Raw genomic sequence first — 12,935 nt, 5'->3', positions numbered from 1 at the left:
CAAGCCGGGTTGCGTCCAGTGCAACGCCACCTTCCGAGCCCTAGACAAGGCCGGACTCAGCTACCAGGTCATTGATATCAGCACTGATCACGCGGCGCTCGAGCAGCTGCGCGGCATAGGATACATGCAAGCTCCCGTGGTGGTCACCGCGGACACCCACTGGTCCGGTTTCCGCCCGGACAAGATCAGTGAGATCGCCGCAGCCTAAACAGACAGTCTCGGGCTGAGTCATCCTCAGTCCGAGACCCCTGTGTTTCAAGCTGTAAATACAGCCACCTGGCAACCTGTATCTACAGAATGCCAGCAAAACAGCCGGCGCGAGTACGCCGATCTGCCGGGGCAGACCGCGTAGGGACGGGGATGCCCCGTCCATCGTCGGCCGCTGCGCGTCCGCGGAACGATTCCGGCGCAAACGCCGGATCTTCTTCGTGTTTTCGTTGATGTCCTTCGGATTGTAGGTCCGCGCTCCGCGGGCACAAGCCCGGTCTGCGACCGGGCCAGCTCCCCCGGAAACTTTCTGCACGCGGTCGCTATCGCTCCCTTATTTCGCGCAGAAACTTTCCTCCTCCGCTGCCCTTCGGGTTGCTGCCCTCTCCGTCACGGACCAAGCAGCAGAGCTGCCATCAACGAAAAAACGAGGAGGGAGACCAACCATGACCCGCAAGATCAAGAACCAGAAGACCCCCGAGCAGCGCCGAGCCGAGGCCGAGCAGCTTCAGGCAGCCATCACAGAACAGGTCGAAGCACTCCGGGACTCCGACCAGTGGCGCAAGATGCTTGACTTCATGCGCCAGTTTCACAGTTACAGCGTCAATAACTTGATCCTGATCTTCTCGCAGAAGCCCGAGGCCAGCCACGTCGCAGGCTACCGAAAGTGGCAGCAGCTGGGCCGTCAGGTGAGCAAGGGAGAAAAAGGAATCCGAATCTTTGGAGGCCGAGAGCAAAAGGTCACCGAAGAAGACGAAACCGGCGAAGAGACCACCCGCCGCCGTATGGTCTTCTTCCCTGTGTCTGTTTTCGATATCTCACAAACAGAGGAAATCGAAGGAGCCGAGCCAGTGCCCACGCTCGCGCAGCGGCTCACAGGAGAAGACCCCCAGGGAATCACCGCAGCAGTCACCGACTGGCTGACAGGCCAGGGCTGGACCGTCAGCGTTGAACCGATCCCCGGCGAAACCAACGGATACACCACCACAGACGGCACTAAACGCATCGTCATAGATTCATCCCTCTCCCCCGCCCAAGCAGCAAAAACCGCCCTCCACGAGGCAGCTCACGCCCTGCTACACGCCACCGAGGAGCCAGCCGAGGCGATCACCCACCGCGGCACCGCAGAAACCGAAGCCGAGTCAGTGGCCTACGTTGTAGCCGGCCTGTTGGGCATGGACACCAGCAGCTACAGCATTGGATACATCGCCGGTTGGAGCCAAGCAGACGCGGACCTAATCAAGTCCACCGCTGCCAACGTCCTCAAAGCCGCACATTCCATCATCGAAGGCATTACCGTGGAGGCCCGAGCACCGGAGGCCGTCGCCGCTTGAGCGCGACGCGCGAGGGGGCCGCCGGCCCCCTCGCGCTCCCCCGGTGGGCGCGGACCTCACCTGAGCAACCGATAATCCTGTAACCCCAGCTAGGCAGGAATCCATAAACCCAGGAACCTGTAAGCCTGTATTGCCGTATAACCGCATAGTCGGTAACCTGTAAATAAGGAGGTACAGCCATGCGTATTGCTGTAGTGAACACCAAAGGTGGCACCGGAAAGACGTCCAGCTCGATCATGCTGGCTGAAGCCGCGCGCCGAAAAGGATTCACCGTCGCGGTGATCGACGCAGACCCGCAGGGTAGCGCCAGCAAATGGGCTGAAGTTGCAGAAGAAGCCGGAGATCCGCTGCGCTTTGACGTCACCGACGCCAACCGGGCGACACTTGCCCGGAAGATCAAAGCCGCCAACGTGGGCTATTTGCTAATCGATACTGCGCCAGGAGATCCAGCCATCATTGATGCCGCTGTCTCCCATGCCGATCTCACCATCATCCCAACCCGCACCACACCAGCAGATCTAGACCGCGCTCTGGAGACCTACCGGGCACTATCAACGCCGGCCGCGATTCTCCTGTGGAACATCGACTCTCGCCACCAGCTCTATAAGCAGGCACGGGAGCTCTTCGAAGAAGAGGACATTGTCGCTTTTGGTGCGGAGATCCCCACACGCGAAGAAGTGAACAAGATGTGGTTCACCAGCCTGGACTTCCCCAGCCTGCACGGCTACGAAGAAGTCTTCGCCGAGCTGCACGAAGCCCTGACTACCGAAGGAGAATGACCGTGACTGCCAAGAGCCCAAAAGCTAACCTCGGAGCAACCCTGCGGAAGAAGAAAGAAGAGTCTGCTGCCACCGCGCAGAGCACGAGCGTAGCCCAGACCTTCCGCACGGGGGAGGAGCCGGCAGAGCAGCTGAAGAAGGCCACCTATGAGCTGCCCGTTAGCCTTCACCGGGATCTTCACCTCCATGCCGTGCAGCAAGACACACCTATGCGGGATCTGGTGATCCGCTATATCGAAGCGGGCCTGAAGGCAGATGGCGCGCAGATCACCCCACGGCAATCTGGCCATCTGTAAAGATGGCTATACAGCTATACAGCTATGCAGGAATACGGAGATGCGGCCAGGACTCGACCTAGCTGGGGGCGTAGTGAAGATTGCACAGAGTCCCGCCGATGAGTAATAGAGTTTGCTCTCTGTACCTGTATCCCTGTAAAGACAGGGATACAGAATGTCCTCTGCACCAGCTCCCGACTCACGTGGACTCCTCGGCAGTAAAAAGAGTCGTGACGAGGGCCACCGGAAGCGTGATGGCAGTTTTTGTACCGGTTATGGCAACTGGAATCGGCGTGCTTCTTGCCCTCCTGTATGTAGATCCGCGCTCCCTGGTCCTCGCAGCCGGTTTGTTCACCGTAGCTGGCTTATTTTTGCTCGCCTTTGGTGACTTGATTGCACTGGCGTTGAGCGAGGATGGGCAGCTTGGTCCAAAGTCGGCTAAGGCAAAGGAGTGGGCGTCGGTGGGTGGACACGTTCTCGTCCTCTTTGGAGCGACTTACTTCCTCGTCAGTTACTTCTGGGCCTAGACCGAGCCCACCCGAGAACGATCGTTTTCGGGTGGACGCGTGGTCGACCAGGTTGTCATCCCCCACGCTGACGGGCTGTTGCCGCAGTGCCCTCCGGAACTCATCGATCGCACCCTCAGGACCTACGGTGTCGACTATGCGTTGCTTCCTCTTCGTGACGACCAGGCGTTGCTCACCCAATCGGGGCGGGGACGAGTGGTCGATTCTGAGCCTCCTTCGCGTAACTGACTCAGACGACCGTTCGTTACGGCGGCCTACTCAGCGACGTCATGCAGGTCTCAAAAAGTGTAGGTTTATAAGACAGCGAACCTCAGGGATCTTCTTGGAGCCCGCAGAACGCCCATGAATAGTGTTCGGTTGGAGTCGCCCCGGAGATCTCACTCTGTGTGGCGGCCCGACAAGTTCAAGGTATCTGCGGCCGTAATGCGTTCAATACGCTTGGGGGGAACTCTGGCCACATGCCGTATAGGTCCCCAAGGGTCCCTTTGATGTAGCCGGTGATGTCAAACTTTGGGTTCATTGTCGCGGTAGCTAAGTGCTTGTTGAGAACCGTGGCTAAGTAGAGTAGTACTTGGCCTGGAGTGGCATTGTAAGCAGCCGCCTTCGAGTCTGGAAGTCGCATCCCTAATTCGCCGGTCCCGAGATTGGCCCAAGTGATTAGCCCCTTGTCGAGTACACACACTGAGTCGAGGCCCAGTGAGTGATCATCGCCGTCCTGTGCCAGAGAAGCCAATTCTTCGCCGAGGACAGTTAGCGAGACACCGCTGTAGGCGAAGACATGGACCTGGGGAGGCATGGTTTCGACCTGACGGCCGTAGGCTGTGCGGGTGTAGGAGATGGGGCTGGGGTCCTTCAAGTAAGCGCTTCGGGGAAGCGACTTTACCTTCTTGGCTGCGTCCCAGGCCTTCTTTAGCTCGGGACGGGTGAGATCCGATTTCACCTCAATCGTTGCAAAGCAGCACTCGATAGGAGCGATCCGATAGCTCTCCTCTTTCCATAAGGGAGGGGTCCCAGCATCCATCACCATTACGTCACACTGCCCAGAGACCTCACCAGTCGTGGCAAGGAGTTCGCCACTACCAGTCACGGTCGTAGAGCCTGGTAGGTAGTCCGCCAGAAAGGATCGTACGGTCTCTTCGCGTACTGTTCCCTTAGATCCGCGGTGGTTCACCCTCGCGCTGGCTTGGAAATCTGCGACCATCTGGGCGGCTACATCGTCGAGGATGCCGTGCAGGTCCGTAGGGGAGTTCATGACTGAAGTATGCCCCAGCGTGAATAAAGTGATCGAGATTCAGTCAGGTCACAAGGGTCGTTTCCGTGTCTCTCGTTTCGCGGCGCGTCACGCTCTCGGCCACCAGGGGCACACCTGTGTTGGTGGTTTCACTCATCGACCAGTGGCTAGGTGGAAGATCGCAGCTTCAACCTGGGCTGGTGCCCGCCCAGACCTTTGACCCCAGTCCACTAATAGGCGAAGGTAGTTTTCGTAGGCTGGAGTCTTATCTATGCGGAGAGATTCCACATTGTGTTCCCGCAGCCATCCGGCCACCTGCGCGTCGAGGATAGGCGCGGCATTCGGGTCGGCAATGCCATCAACTGCGGTAGTGAAGTAGAGCCACTTGGTGAAGAAGGATCCCCCCAAGTGGAGGATCTTCCCAGAATTGTTCATGTACCTGAAGCCTTCAACCGGGCCGGACTCGCGAGCGACCTTCGCTCCATCGGTCAACTTCTCGAGAACGTCTGACCGAATCGGTGCGGTGATCGAAGTCCTTCCACGTACTCCGGTGAGCACCCAGCGCACGCGTGCCGGCCCGTAGCCGGTCATTCCGTGTCCCCAGATCATTGCCGCGACGAACGCTGGGGTCACCCGGCCCGCCGAAAGCTCTTCAAGAACAACTGTGCGGGTAGTCTCCCGGTCGACGTTCTCACCGAGGCGGTCAAGTAGAGCCAGAGTCGCATCGTCGTCGTACATTGCAGCCTGCCACGCTTCCCGTCGCCAACCGAACGCTACTTGTTCGGCATTCTCTGCGAGACGTTCGATGAGCGGTTGCGGCATGTCCTTAGTCATGTGGGACATCTTGCCCTATCGACGATGGGGTGGCAGGGCAGTTATACGAGTGGCAGCTCCGCAAGTTGCCTGCTCAGCCGCGGGGGACCCGCCTCGCGGCGCTCGTGCATGTTTGATCAAGTCGTGGGCTGTATGCGTTGAAGTTCCCTGTAGATCGTTGCGCGCGAGACGTCGAAGAGCTCGGCTAGTTCGGACTGAGTGTGAGTCCCAGCTGCATGGGTGGCGAGAAGATGCTTGCGCTTTGATGGGGAGAGTTTGGGCTGTTTCCCTCGGAGCCGACCTTTCGACTTTGCGATGGCCATTCCTTCACGGGTGCGGGCTCGGATGAGGTCTGCTTCGAATTCCGCCACCATGCCGAGGACGTTGAAGAGCAGTCGGCCTACCGCGTCGTTGGGGTCATAGAGGCTGCCGCCGATACTCAGCGTCACGCCCTTGGTGGTGAGTTCATCGGCAATGTTCCGAGCATCGGGCAGTGATCGGGCGAGCCGGTCGAGCTTCGTCACCACCAGGGTGTCTCCGGAGCGGACGGCCGCGAGGGCTTCGCGGAGTCCGGGCCGGGTGCGGTTGGTTCCGGTGAGCCCGTGGTCGACGTAGACCTGATCGGGGTCGACCCCGAGTCCGATGAGTGCTTCACGCTGCGCGGTGAGGTCTTGTCCGGTGGTCGATACCCGGGCGTATCCGATCTTCAGTCGAGTCATGCCCTCAAGTGTTGCAGATAGGGGGCCTTCACCGTGCTTTTAATCGGGCGGGGTATACGGGCACTCAGAGCCCGGTGTCTATATGGATTGGGTTTGGGGTGGGGGAGTGCCCGGTGAGCGACCGGCTTACGGGCAGACGAATCCTCTGGAGGTTGAACCTAGAGGCATCTTGCAGCGGTCAGCTCCCTCAGTAGAAGGAAGGGGACTCCTGATCCCATTCGGCCCGAACGATATCGAGGCGCGAATCAGTCAACAACCGGTCTATGGCATCATCGCTAGCACCGATTCCACCCCAGTGAGGGTCGACATCCTGAGTGACACACCAGGAGCGGTCTTCGGGCCAGATGAATGCCGGTGGCGGCATCGGGTGAGCGGCGTCTTGTTCCCACACCTCGTGGACCGCGCCTGAAGCGAGGTCCGACAGGCTGACGCGACATAGGTAGTACTCGCGTGCCGGGATTTCCACCTGAGGTGTCTCCGGGATTTCCACCTGGGGTGTCTGCAGCACCGCAGTGGGGAAGGCTCCGTCTCCCCATCCCGCCCAGAATAACGAGTAGCCGACGTTGGGTGTCTCGGTAAAGGGCAGCAGTGTCTCAACAGCGAAGCGGAGTTGATCCTCATCTGTTGGGTGGTCGCCGCTGGGGAGGGCTTCGTGCTCAGCCTGTCCTGCGAATGCTGGGTCAGGTATAAACCTGAGTCGGGCATAGGAGGGGTAGCCGGGAGGTCCCATCGTTACTAGGCGTTGCCACGGGGTACTGGAGGTTGCGATCCAGTCAGCTGCAGAGACGTCGGCGCACGGAGTGTAGGTCACAAATGTCATCCTGCCACGCGACCCCTCTCGAATGCTCAGGAACCACCAGGCTCTGGTCACGCGGACTAGGAGCCGTCCGACGAGTAGATCGGTCGCCCGGTAGACGATCCTCTTGCGGGACATTGTTCTTACTCCCAGCAAGCCTTGCCTGCGGGAGCGGAGACCGCCGCGGAGCGCCTGACGAACCCCGCCATTTAGCTCACAAAGTCACACTGCCGGCGCAACGAGGGTCTTTGTTGACCACGGAGAATCGAGCCGGATCTCTGATCGGCCACAGTGGGTGGCCTGCTTGGAGTATCTACGCCCAGGGGACACTTTGGTGATCCGAGCATTAGACCGCATCGCCGGAACCGAGCGGATGGCTATTGAACAGATCCGTGACTTGGGAGCCCGAGGCGTGCGGTTGAAAAGCCTCACAGAGCCTTTTCTCGACGTCGATACCTCTACCCCGATGGGAGAGGCCATCGTCGGCATTCTGGCAGTCATGGCGCAGCTTCGCGTTGCCACCATCCGAGAGAACACGCGGCGGGGGCTCGCGCACGCACGCGCCCAAGGGCGCGTCGGCGGTCGCCCCACCGTCATGACGCCAGACCGTCTAGAAGCAGCTGTGCAGCTGCGCAAAGCTGGCAAGTCACAGCAGCAGATCGCAGATGCCCTTGGAGTCGGCCGCGCCACCATAGGGCGAGCCTTGCGCGAATGGGACATCAAGCAGCTCGCCAGCCGATAAATCGTCTTTTGGTTGATCCAGGCAGAGGCGCAAAGAGTTTTCAGCGCATGAAAAGGGCTCGGTTCATTCTGTACGACAACAATAGGTCGTAAATTTGTAGGCGCGCTTTGCGTACAACTGCCATTGATATCTGGAGGTTGCCCATGTCCCGCGGAGAGAGTTTCGGTAAGCCACTAGGGCAGGACTGGCGCGCAAGGGATCGGAACGGTCGGGACGTCGCCCCTGTATCGGCAAGCTTTGGATCAGCCGCTCCGAGTAGCTTGATGGACCTACTAGCCGAAGACACTCGCAATGAGATAGAGCAGTGGCAGTGGTGCGTAAAGATGTTCCCAGGCTTGCTCTCCAGCCACTTGACGAATGACGCGCAGAAACACATTTTCAACGCTGCAGCGAATGACGCGCTCTCATTGATTAGACAGGTGGACCTCCTGGAGGGGAGGGCCGCGGCCCTCTTGGCGCGGGCCCTGTTCGAACACCTAGTCAATTTCATGGACGTGACGAACTCCGACGTGAACACTTCAGAGCGCTTCATGGCGCATAAGCACATCGTCGCCGAACAGCTAAGCAAAAGAACTTGGGTAATAGGTGGGATGACCCCCGCTAACCAGAGAAGCGAGAAGAAGCGGCTTAAAGCACTTGAGGCCGCGGCCACCAGGCCCGTTCGGGAGGCTATCGCGAAGTATGGCAAACGCTTTCGTAACGGTTGGGCGGAAGGAACTATCAGAGATCGTGCAGAGCGCTTGGGGACGGAAGAAGGTTACATCGGTTATCGAGTCCTCTCTGGAGTGGTCCATGGATCAAGCGGCGGCCTTCAAGGGCTCGTGCGATCCATCAAAGGCGGCACCACACTGAGAATCGGATCTGATCTAGAACTAACTGCGTTGGCCTTCGAAGAGGGACTCGGTTCATTTCTGGAGTTCGTGCGAGCTCTACGAGTAGTTGTAGATCGCATTGAAAGCGAAGAGCTAGAAGCGCGAACCTATCAGGTGCTCGAACGGTTCGAGGAGATTCGCGATGCTTGCATCAAAGTCGATAAGAAGATGTGGCCTAAGCATCCTGCACCGTTCGCAGCAATATCCGCAGTCGCCATTTTTCCAGGCGGAAAAGTGAGATGGTATCTGCACGACTTCCGGGATGAGACTATGACGCCTGCAGAAGATCCGGACCCGGTACCCGACCTAAGTCGCGAGCTGCAGGCCGCTAAGGCCCACATACCCGAGATGTTTGGTGGTCGTCCCTACGTGCGTCCCCGGTTAGACGTGGCTGTGGAACCGAAGAGGGGGGCTACGCGGTTCCCGGCGGAGGCATTGTTGATACCCGGGGATCATGAATTTAATCCTACAAACTTAGGGTTTACAGCAAAAGATATCGCAAGAGACTGGCACTCATCGCTAGGTCCTCAGAATGGTGCGTAGTTAGCGATCCCCTTGCATTCCAGGTATAGGCGCGCTCTTCCCATTCGCGGATTGTTGTGGACTCCTCGTGAGTCTGGGAAGTCAGAGCAGCAGAGAGCTAGAGGTTTCATCACAGGGCGCGCCCTACGGAAGTGGGTAGTCGGCAGGTCACCACTTGGCCCAGGCCGGCGAGAGAACACCTAAGGTTCCTTAACGCGCTAATAGTGGTTATAGTGACTATAAGCGCTTTATAGAACTATACGCCTGTCTTGTGGAGGTTGCTGTGCAGTCATCGGGCCGCATCGTTCTGTTCGGCGTCACCGGCCTCCTACTGCTGTTATTCCTTCCGATCATCGCCATTTTGGGCGAGGATGAGAGACCCGCGCCCGCGTTGGCGTGCAGACCTGGAGAGGATGCAGAAACCGCTGCGCACACCCGCGAATCAGTGCCGGATGAGTATTGGGAAGCCATCGAAGCAGCCGCAGCGCATTCAGGGATCTCCACTGACGTATTGGCAGCACAGATCCAACAAGAGTCAGGGTGGAACGCAAGCGCGGAGAGTCCGGCCGGCGCTCGAGGTATTGCGCAGTTCATGCCTGGAACCGCCGCGCAGTATGGGGTGGACCCCCTTGACCCCATCGCTTCTATCGAGGCGCAGGGCCGCTATATGGCTGATCTGCAGGAGGAAGTCGGCAGTCTTGCCAGCAGCGAGCGTGAACTCATAGAGCTCACTCTCGCTGCCTACAACGCCGGCCCTGGTGCCGTGCAGCAACACGGGGGAGTTCCCCCTTTCGCGGAGACCCAGCACTATGTCGAAACCATCATGGAGTCCGCACAAGGCAACTTCTCCGCCAACTGCGCGCCTCCTGGAGGCTTCTCCGCTGACGTGGGAGATCTCGGCCCGGGGGAGTGGACTCACCCCCTGCCTGGGGGCATCGTGACTTCCCGCTTCGGCCCGCGGCCATGCCCGGTGGCGAATGCGCTGAACTGCCACAATGGCGTCTCCGATCACCGAGGGATCGACATTGCTACACCGCCTCCAGGGTCTACCATCGTGGCGCCGATGGAGCTGGAGATCCGAGCGGTGGGCACGCAGCCGGGGCTTGGTGAGACCGTGCTTGCGATCATGACCGAAGAACCCTACCTGCACGTCGAGTTCGGGCACTGCCGCTATAACTCGTTCTATGTCTCAGCAGGTGACGTTGTTCCTGCTGGAACGCCACTGTGCCACGAGGGCACCACAGGAAACAGTGCCGGCATTCACCTACATCTGCAGTTTGGCACCCCCGACGGAGCCTGGGATCAAGCGGGTTGGGACAACCTCATTGACCCTGAGCCCTTCCTCCGAGCGAAAGGCATCCTATGAAACGCACGACCATCCTCACCGTGATCATCGTGGTCTTCCTTGTCGCGGTTGGTGCCACGGTTTGGGCAGTGCAGCGCACTTCGGCAGAAGATGAAGCTGCAGAACCCACGCCCGCACCGGCCCAGTCATCCTTGCCGCCGGCTGCTCCGCAGCCATCGCCAGAAGACGATGAGCCGGCCATCGAAGACGCAACGCGTGAACGGATGGAACAGCTGGCAATTGAAGCTGCCGAGATCATGACCACTTGGGACCCCAACGAGGACTTCAACCAGACCGAGGCAGAGCTGCGAGCGGCGCACCTGATGACCGATGAACTGGCAGAGTCCATCACGCCCCCAGAGCGTCCGACCACAGGCCCAGAGTGGCTAGACGCCGCTGCAGCAGCCGCAACCTCACGGCCAACTGTGGAACCCAATCGAGCCACTAGTGATGAAGTGATCTCCGTCGAAGCGTCTTGGGTATGGATCGCCGACGATGGCGCAGTCACCAGCAACCCCACAGAGCGCAGACTGTTCTTCTTCACATTCGAAGAGGCCGACGGGGAACTGCTGATCAGCGACTACAGCTGGGAATCCGTGTAGGTGAGTGGCGACGCTAGCAGCGCCGCCACTCACACCCTTGCTGAGCTACATCATCCCAAGTGCCTTGAGGCCGGCCATAAGAGCCGTAAGGGCGTAGGGAGCCCAGCGCCACCAAGATGCGCCCACATTGTTCCGAGGAACGATCATCTGTGCCGGAAATTTTCTCTGGGAAGAAATTTTCCTGTGGACTTTCCTTACGGGCGAAAGATTTGTATAGTCAGAAGCGCTAGCGCAAAACTTGCCATAGTTGCTCATGGAGCACTGGCACAAAGTGACAGTGACACGTAGTTCTGAATACTTACGGAACATCGTCGTCCTTAATCTGTTGTGGGAAAGCGACGGCCCTCTGATCCGCCAAGATTCTCGGGCCGTCGCTTTCGTGTGTCTGAAGCAGGTCGCCGCAGATCTACCTTTCCATACTACATCTAGGCGCTAGCGTCGTCCTAGACACAAGATGTGGTGGTAGCCGCCCCTGTAGACGGGGGGAAGGTTTTCCACAGGTGGGGAGATTTAAACTCCCTTGATATACCAGTCAGAACGAGTAATCCCATCCCGTTTATCCACACCCTTGCTTTGTAGACAGTGTGAGGAAAAATTCTTCTGATTCGCCATACCCTCGGCGTGTCGTGAGTGCAGTAACGGCGGGTTTCGCCCGGATTGTCTCTAAACAAATGGGCGGCCGCGACGCGGCCGGCAGTGAAGGTTCGGCGCTTTCGCGCCGAGCCTTTTCTTTTTCTTCGTGCTGTCCTTCGGATTGTAGGTCCGCGCTCCGCGGGCACAAGCCCCGGTCTGTGACCGGGGCCAGCTCCTCCGAGAATTTTCCGCACGCGGTCGCTGCGCTCCCTTATTTCGCGCGGAGATTTCTCTCCTCCGCTGCCCTTCGGGTTGCTGCCCGCTCCGTCGCGGACCAAGCAGCAGAGCTGCCAGCACGAAGAAAAAACGATGAGGGGTTGGGAGCTTCTGGCACCTCCCAGCTCTGGAGAGAAGAACCATGTTCGAGAACCACAAGCCCCTGAACCTCACTGTTGCAGCCGATTATCTTGCCCTGGTGGTTCGTAACCTCGGCTACCTCCCGCGCGGGTCTGTCGTAGTCCAGGCCGTCATGAACAACGACACTGTTGGGGGAGTGCTGCGCGTAGAACTGAACGCCTGCCTGGTCAACCCTGAGCGGGTTCACTCTCTGGTTCGTGATGCAATGCTTCAGACCGGAGTTACCGCGGTGACAGTTGGGGTGTTCGTGGACGAGAGCACACCGGTGGAGCCTGAAGAAGCTGCCCGTGTGGTTGAGTCCGTGGGGGATGAGCTGGGCATGTTTGGTGAACTCAGTGTCGTGGCATCGTGGTACGTAGGGAAAGATAGCGTGACCCCCCTGGATCGAGACAGTGAGCCCGAGAATCTTGACGAGCTGATCACAGGGATCACTACCGGTGCTGTGCTTGATCTGACACGGGCCGACTTCCTGCCTAAGGCCGACCCGGTGACGGCGTTCAAGCGCACAGACGGCCCAAAATTCCACGAACTTCTGGAAAGCGCCGGTACGGCGATGCCCCCGTTCAGCGAGCTTCTTACCGTGTGGGAGTTTGCGCTAGATACACCCGTTGAAAGGATCAGCCCCGCAACCCTGGCGATGCTTGCGCAGTCACTGACTGACAGTGACGTTCGGGACGGCGTTCTGACACTAGCCGCAAGCAACTACACGATGGCACTAAGCACCGTACAAGACGAGCTAATCCGTGAAGCCCTGGGGTACGAACACATCATCATGGGGACGACCAAAGCAGCCCCGGAGTGGCGAAAGATTGATGCACTCGAAACTCTGCTGGGACACATGGCAGGGCAAACCGAGCACCATGACCGGATCTATTCTCAGACCCTGGCAATGATGACCTGGATCGCCTGGGCAAAAGGCAAGGGGACGGACAGCAACGCATTCAGCAAGGCGTGTCAGACAGTGGACCCAACGAACCAGTTGCCGCGCCTTATCGACTTGCTAGGCATGTGTAAGTGGGCGATCATCCGTGAACACTCTTGGAGCCACTACAAGGACAACCAGATAACTGATTAATCACTGCAAACAGGCCCCGGTCCCAGCTACCCGAACTAGCTGGGACCGGGGCCTAGCTGTGTGCCGGAAAAGGTCGCTGCGCCGTATCGACTGGCGGCATCGAAGC

At 59.0% G+C, this 12,935-nt stretch carries 13 protein-coding genes and 1 pseudogene; 10 read left to right on the top strand and 4 right to left on the bottom strand.

Annotated features, from left to right (window positions below; translation table 11 throughout):
• The 5 genes from TX78_RS11740 to TX78_RS11720 form a co-directional block, all read left to right on the top strand.
• A partial coding sequence (locus TX78_RS11740; protein ID WP_044496467.1) for a glutaredoxin domain-containing protein occupies positions 1-208 on the top strand: 208 nt, incomplete at its 5' end.
• Between the two features lie 445 nt (positions 209-653).
• Entirely contained in the window at positions 654-1,541 is an 888-nt protein-coding gene (locus tag TX78_RS11735; RefSeq protein ID WP_044496465.1) for an ArdC-like ssDNA-binding domain-containing protein, read from the top strand.
• 179 nt (positions 1,542-1,720) lie between these two features.
• Complete coding sequence (locus tag TX78_RS11730; protein WP_044496463.1) at positions 1,721-2,320, top strand: ParA family protein; 600 nt, start codon at positions 1,721-1,723, stop codon at positions 2,318-2,320.
• Between the two features lie 2 nt (positions 2,321-2,322).
• Positions 2,323-2,616: a hypothetical protein gene (locus TX78_RS11725; RefSeq protein ID WP_147640497.1), complete on the top strand. Its 294-nt coding sequence runs from the start codon at positions 2,323-2,325 to the stop codon at positions 2,614-2,616.
• Between the two features lie 98 nt (positions 2,617-2,714).
• On the top strand, positions 2,715-3,122 hold the full coding sequence (locus TX78_RS11720) for a hypothetical protein (RefSeq protein ID WP_147640496.1): 408 nt from the start codon (positions 2,715-2,717) through the stop codon (positions 3,120-3,122).
• 403 nt (positions 3,123-3,525) lie between these two features.
• Here the strand turns inward: TX78_RS11720 and TX78_RS11710 are convergent, their stop codons facing one another.
• From TX78_RS11710 to TX78_RS11695, 4 genes are all read right to left on the bottom strand, one after another.
• On the bottom strand, positions 3,526-4,374 hold the full coding sequence (locus tag TX78_RS11710; RefSeq protein ID WP_044496458.1) for a DUF6602 domain-containing protein: 849 nt from the start codon (positions 4,372-4,374) through the stop codon (positions 3,526-3,528).
• A 132-nt stretch (positions 4,375-4,506) separates the two neighbouring features.
• The gene (locus TX78_RS11705; protein WP_044496457.1) at positions 4,507-5,187 is read right to left on the bottom strand and encodes an 8-oxoguanine DNA glycosylase OGG fold protein; all 681 of its coding nucleotides are present in this window, start codon (positions 5,185-5,187) and stop codon (positions 4,507-4,509) included.
• Between the two features lie 116 nt (positions 5,188-5,303).
• Complete coding sequence (locus tag TX78_RS11700) at positions 5,304-5,885, bottom strand: recombinase family protein (RefSeq protein WP_187118375.1); 582 nt, start codon at positions 5,883-5,885, stop codon at positions 5,304-5,306.
• Positions 5,886-6,072: 187 nt separating this feature from the next.
• On the bottom strand, positions 6,073-6,696 hold the full coding sequence (locus TX78_RS11695) for a hypothetical protein (RefSeq protein ID WP_147640495.1): 624 nt from the start codon (positions 6,694-6,696) through the stop codon (positions 6,073-6,075).
• Positions 6,697-6,931: 235 nt separating this feature from the next.
• Between TX78_RS11695 and TX78_RS11690 the strand changes: the two are divergent.
• From TX78_RS11690 to TX78_RS11670, 5 genes and pseudogenes are all read left to right on the top strand, one after another.
• Positions 6,932-7,423, top strand: a pseudogene (locus tag TX78_RS11690) (recombinase family protein); the annotation flags it as partial.
• Positions 7,424-7,686: 263 nt separating this feature from the next.
• Positions 7,687-8,838, top strand: coding sequence for a DUF5677 domain-containing protein (locus TX78_RS11685; RefSeq protein WP_044496455.1), 1,152 nt, complete (start codon positions 7,687-7,689; stop codon positions 8,836-8,838).
• Positions 8,839-9,100: 262 nt separating this feature from the next.
• On the top strand, positions 9,101-10,183 hold the full coding sequence (locus TX78_RS14005) for a transglycosylase SLT domain-containing protein (RefSeq protein WP_147640494.1): 1,083 nt from the start codon (positions 9,101-9,103) through the stop codon (positions 10,181-10,183).
• Positions 10,180-10,764 carry a hypothetical protein gene (locus TX78_RS11675; protein WP_044496452.1) on the top strand — a complete coding sequence of 195 codons (585 nt, stop codon included), beginning with the start codon at positions 10,180-10,182 and terminating at the stop codon, positions 10,762-10,764. The genes TX78_RS14005 and TX78_RS11675 overlap by 4 nt, the downstream gene beginning before the upstream one ends.
• Before the next feature lie 991 nt (positions 10,765-11,755).
• Positions 11,756-12,829 (top strand): DUF4192 family protein, encoded by a 1,074-nt coding sequence (locus TX78_RS11670; RefSeq protein ID WP_044496451.1) that lies wholly within the window; start codon positions 11,756-11,758, stop codon positions 12,827-12,829.
• The last annotated feature ends 106 nt before the right edge of the window (positions 12,830-12,935 follow it).

It is taken from the genome of Nesterenkonia massiliensis, from assembly GCF_000455245.1.
Classification (GTDB): domain Bacteria; phylum Actinomycetota; class Actinomycetes; order Actinomycetales; family Micrococcaceae; genus Nesterenkonia; species Nesterenkonia rhizosphaerae.
Note: the sequence above shows the minus strand (reverse complement) of the source record. Positions and strands in the feature narration are given on the sequence as shown.

Bases quoted from the DNA above. Each gene is read 5' to 3' on its own strand.
- TX78_RS11735 (WP_044496465.1), top strand. From the start codon at position 654: ATGACCCGCAAGATCAAGAACCAGAAGACCCCCGAGCAGCGCCGAGCC.
- TX78_RS11730 (WP_044496463.1), top strand. From the start codon at position 1,721: ATGCGTATTGCTGTAGTGAACACCAAAGGTGGCACCGGAAAGACGTCC.
- TX78_RS11720 (WP_147640496.1), top strand. From the start codon at position 2,715: ATGAGTAATAGAGTTTGCTCTCTGTACCTGTATCCCTGTAAAGACAGG.
- TX78_RS11710 (WP_044496458.1), bottom strand. From the start codon at position 4,374: ATGAACTCCCCTACGGACCTGCACGGCATCCTCGACGATGTAGCCGCC.
- TX78_RS11705 (WP_044496457.1), bottom strand. From the start codon at position 5,187: ATGACTAAGGACATGCCGCAACCGCTCATCGAACGTCTCGCAGAGAAT.
- TX78_RS11700 (WP_187118375.1), bottom strand. From the start codon at position 5,885: ATGACTCGACTGAAGATCGGATACGCCCGGGTATCGACCACCGGACAA.
- TX78_RS11685 (WP_044496455.1), top strand. From the start codon at position 7,687: ATGGACCTACTAGCCGAAGACACTCGCAATGAGATAGAGCAGTGGCAG.
- TX78_RS11675 (WP_044496452.1), top strand. From the start codon at position 10,180: ATGAAACGCACGACCATCCTCACCGTGATCATCGTGGTCTTCCTTGTC.
- TX78_RS11670 (WP_044496451.1), top strand. From the start codon at position 11,756: ATGTTCGAGAACCACAAGCCCCTGAACCTCACTGTTGCAGCCGATTAT.